The organism is candidate division KSB1 bacterium (genome assembly GCA_022562085.1).
Classification (GTDB): domain Bacteria; phylum Zhuqueibacterota; class Zhuqueibacteria; order Oceanimicrobiales; family Oceanimicrobiaceae; genus Oceanimicrobium.
Map to the genome: position 1 here is coordinate 1 of JADFPY010000411.1, position 3,704 is coordinate 3,704.

At 45.1% G+C, this 3,704-nt stretch carries 5 protein-coding genes; 4 read left to right on the forward strand and 1 reads right to left on the reverse strand.

Features of this window, described 5'->3' with window-relative positions:
• Positions 1 to 25 precede the first annotated feature (25 nt).
• Both IH879_21365 and IH879_21370 read left to right on the forward strand, forming a co-directional pair.
• Positions 26 to 310 carry a hypothetical protein gene (locus IH879_21365; protein MCH7677476.1) on the forward strand — a complete coding sequence of 95 codons (285 nt, stop codon included), beginning with the start codon at positions 26 to 28 and terminating at the stop codon, positions 308 to 310.
• A 64-nt stretch (positions 311 to 374) separates the two neighbouring features.
• Positions 375 to 809, forward strand: a complete 435-nt coding sequence (locus IH879_21370; protein ID MCH7677477.1) for a DUF4281 domain-containing protein — start codon at positions 375 to 377, stop codon at positions 807 to 809.
• Between the two features lie 95 nt (positions 810 to 904).
• Here the strand turns inward: IH879_21370 and IH879_21375 are convergent, their stop codons facing one another.
• Positions 905 to 2,170, reverse strand: coding sequence for a PQQ-like beta-propeller repeat protein (locus IH879_21375; protein MCH7677478.1), 1,266 nt, complete (start codon positions 2,168 to 2,170; stop codon positions 905 to 907).
• Between the two features lie 147 nt (positions 2,171 to 2,317).
• Here IH879_21375 and IH879_21380 point away from each other — a divergent pair, with 147 nt between their 5' ends.
• Both IH879_21380 and IH879_21385 read left to right on the forward strand, forming a co-directional pair.
• Entirely contained in the window at positions 2,318 to 2,947 is a 630-nt protein-coding gene (locus IH879_21380) for a sigma-70 family RNA polymerase sigma factor (GenBank protein MCH7677479.1), read from the forward strand.
• A gap of 110 nt (positions 2,948 to 3,057) precedes the next feature.
• Positions 3,058 to 3,704: zf-HC2 domain-containing protein (locus IH879_21385; GenBank protein ID MCH7677480.1), on the forward strand; the 647-nt coding region annotated here is incomplete at its 3' end.

Below are 3,704 nucleotides of genomic sequence, written 5' to 3' on the forward strand. Positions count from 1 at the left end.
GGCAGGCAAGGTTCTTTTTCAACTTATGGAAATTTCCTTAGATTTGTTTGAGCCGTTCCAGGCGACAGCGTTTCTTTGTTTTGGTTTAACCGCTATTTGGTATTTCGTGGCGGTTTTTTTCAAACAAACTCTCCTGCCGCGATGGATGGCTTTTTTAAATACGATTCTTTTACACGCACCCATTGTCGCAGCATATTTTCTAATTCCTTCGCTTGGCAATATTCTCATGCCGGCAGCGATGAACATTGCGCACGTTGTATTTTTTTTTCTGATTACAATTCACACTTGGAATAAATCAGACAGGCTGTGAATTTTTCAATTAAGATTTTTATTCGCTTGACCCACAGCTCTTAACTTGATAGGGAGGAACGCCTATGTCCGCGGAAACACTTTTTGCGATTTGTAACACGCTGGTGCTTCCGGGCTGGTTACTGTTGGTCGTACTGCCGCGCTGGAAATGGACCACAACAGTTATTACTTCCGTCATTATGCCCTTCCTTTTGGGATTGGTTTATTTGTATTTGGTTCTTGTCTATTTTGGTAAGGCGGGCGGCGATTTTGGCTCGCTGGCGGGCGTGGCAGAGCTTTTTCAAAATCCTTATATTTTCCTCGCCGGTTGGCTGCATTATCTTGCCTTCGATTTATTTGTAGGGAGTTGGGAAGTTCGAGATGCGCAGCGTTTGGGGATGAGCCACTGGCTGGTCATTCCCTGTTTAGGTCTGACTTTTATGTTTGGTCCAATTGGACTCGGGCTTTATTTTATAATTCGGTGGACTTTTAAACGAAAGTTATTGATCGAGGGCTCTTAGGTTTCGTGCTGCTGGGAACGAGTTTTGTTTTAGGCGGAATAGTACGGGGGCAAAACTTCCTTTTGGCCTGCTTTACATGCCAGGATTGGATACCTTTACTCTGTACTATTTGCCAGCTCGAGTGCGAGAATGTTTTTTTTGTCACGCACGTAGAGTTTCGTTGAAACCAGGGTAGGAAGAGTCCACGAAACAGACTCTGTCACCTCAGCGGTATCAAGAACCTCCAAAGATGTGGGTGAAATTCGGGCAATACTTAGTTGGCCGCTTTGGTCGAGAAAAATCAGTTTGTTATCGGCATACAGAGATTGCGCCATATGAAATCCGCGTTTTCTCCACACAACTTTTTCCGTTTTCCAATTGAAGGCGGTAAGAAAAGAGACATTGTGCCCGCCGGCAGAACCATAAATGAAGTCGCCGATACGGATCAATGTCCAGCAGGATCCGCGTAGTTTCGAATTGAACCAAATCTGTTTTACGGTCATGTTTTTTTCTTTACGGGTGATTTCAAGCAGCCTTCCTCCGCCTGAGTTAAACTGGCTGGAAACCCAGATGCGGTTCTCATCGCACTTTACGATCGGGGTCAGGTGATTTCCGTTGTTAAACGGAATCTCCCAACGCCAAAGAAATTGACCTGTTGAGGGATCAAGTCCGTTGACCCCTTCAGGCGAAAAATAAATGAACTGGTCTTGTCCGGCAAGATTTTGAATTGAGGCTTGCGCATAGCTTACGCCACCCGGTCTGCTTTTCCACACGGTTGAGCCATCTTTCGGATCGATGGCGATCACGCTGTGGTCGTTGCCCCCAACCTGTACGATAACGGTATTATTGTAGCGAAGGGGACTACCGGAGTAGCCATACTCTTCCGCTCGCTTTCGCCGTCCGAACTCAGCAGGCAGGTCCCGTTTCCAAAGCAGCTTGCCCGAAGCGAGATCGAGGCAATGCACTTGACCGGCGATTCCGATTGAAATAATCCGGTCTTCCACAATCAGCGGTGTTGCATTTGGCCCGGGCCCGAAATGCAATCTCATCTCCGGCCAGAGTTCCCGTGCGTAACTATGTTCCCATATTGTGTTACCTGTTTTGGCGTCAAGTGAAATGATGATTTCATTGTCATCTTTACTGTACATGGTGAAAAGCCGTCCGTCCTTGTAAAGGATCGCTGAGTAGCCTAAGCCTAATGGACGCTTCCATAGATGTTTCGGCCCATCTGCTGGCCACTTTTCTGCAAGGCCTTTCGATTCAATTGTGAAATCACCGTTAGGGCCGCCCCATTGCAGCCAATCCTGCGATCTTGCTTTCTGGCAAAAGAACAGCGTCAAGAAACAAAGAATTGAGGGGGTAAAAAACATTTTAGGTGTCATAATATAATCCTATTAGTATTTAATGTGACTTGCCACAGTAGTTATTTTTTTTTACTTTGTAAATAATATTAATTTTCTCAAGCAACCCTCTTACCATTTCTCATGTCTTACAAATCGAATCTCGAGATTTAAACCGACGGAGACAATTTGCTGCAAGCGGCAAGTAGACTGAATAAAAACAAAAACGTTTTTCACGCGAAAAAGAGCGACGAATCTGCTAACATCGATTTGGAGTTGGTGCAGCGTTGCCGGAAAGGCGAGCGCAAAGCGCAATTCGAGCTCTACCAACTTTATAAAGATCGGGTTTTCAATATTGCTTATCGAATGGCAAACAGTCATCAAGATGCAGAGGATATCACACAAATGGCTTTTGTGAGGGTTTTTAAAAAAATAGATTCCTTTCGCGGCGACTCGGCTTTTTCTTCGTGGGTTTATCGACTCACGGTTAATGTTTGCATTAACCATTTTCGCAAGGAGAAGAAAAGGAAGGAATTGGTTGTGCATGAATTGTCGGAGCAAGCAACAAATCTCAAGACACTTAAAACCGATGAGCCAGGGTCTAAAATGAAACCGTTTCTTGAAAAGGCGATTCGGGCTTTGCCGGCAGGGTACCGCATGATCTTTGTCCTTTACGATATCGAAGGGTATAAACACGAAGAAATCGCTGAGATAATGAACATTTCTGAAGGGACTTCAAAATCTCAGTTACATAAAGCCAGAAGGGAATTAAGGCAATTTCTCGAGCCGTATTTGGCGATGTATCAATCATTGGCGTAGGTAATAATAAGTTAACCCTGACAGGGTTTGGGACACATATATTTCTGGCACAAAGAAACCGCCAAAAACCTGTCAGGGTTTGAAGACAATCATTAGCTTAGGTGAATGAAATGATTTGTAAAGACGTGCAAAAAAATCTTTCCGACTATCTTGAAAAAAGATTGCCGGATTCTCGGCAGACTAGATTTGAAAAGCACCTGAAAGAGTGTCCAAACTGCGGGGCAGAGTTGAAAACACTTAAGATGATCGTTATGGAAGCCTCGTCATTTGAGCGGGTTGTGGCGCCGGATTCCCTTTGGACGCGAATTGAAAGCGAGCTTGAGGTGACCGATGAACCCTTTCCGACACGAGTTTCAAACGCGGTTGCGGAGTTGCGCCAAAGGTTGAACCATCTGTTTAAATTTCGCGTACCCGTGATTCAAATGGCCGGTGTTTTGGCTGTTTTGGTGGTCGGTGTCTTTCTGGGCAGGACATTTTTCTCGACCCGCGAGAATGTTAACTTAGGACAACAGACCGCTGTCCAACAGGCCGAATTAAAGTTGATCAGCCAGCGGACGGAGCACTATTTAGAAAAGTCGACGATTCTGTTTCTCGGAATCGTTAATACCGAATTCCTGCAAGAAGAGAACTCTGACTGGAGTACTGAGAAAAGAGTTGCCCGGAACCTGCTTAAAGAAGCTGCTTTCTTAAAATGCGGACTCTCCCGAACGAAGAACGAAAGGGTCAAACAGTTGGTCGAGGAGCTCGAACTCATTCT